Raw genomic sequence first — 402 nt, forward strand, 5'->3', positions numbered from 1 at the left:
GCATATCCTGATAAAAAATGTAAGCCAGTTACTGTAATTGCGGGCATGCTGTATGCAACTTCGACTGCAATAGCCTGTCGATTAAAATCATCTATAACATTCAGGGTTCTAAACTTTCTTTTATTGGTCAACACATCACTCATGAAATCTATTGACCAGGTGTCTCCAGCATTTTCAGGCTGAAATAACGGCTGTTTGACACGGGCTGGAATCCTTTTGCGAACTTTTCTACGACGATTCATCCCCAGCAAAAGGTAAACACGGCGTACCCGTTTATAATTCCATATCAAGCCTTCTCTGCGAATGCGTCTATAATACAGATCCTGTCCTTCAGTAGGATGCTTTTCTGCAAGTTCCTGGAGTTTGAGGATAGTGGAATTATCGTCTTTGATCTTTTTGTAA

Annotated in this window: 1 pseudogene; it reads right to left on the reverse strand. The window is 40.8% G+C overall.

Annotation, left to right across the window (positions count from 1 at the left end):
- Window positions 1-402: pseudogene (locus tag DBR43_RS33120) on the reverse strand (IS3 family transposase); the annotation flags it as partial.

Source organism: Pedobacter sp. KBW06, from assembly GCF_003852525.1.
GTDB lineage: Bacteria > Bacteroidota > Bacteroidia > Sphingobacteriales > Sphingobacteriaceae > Pedobacter.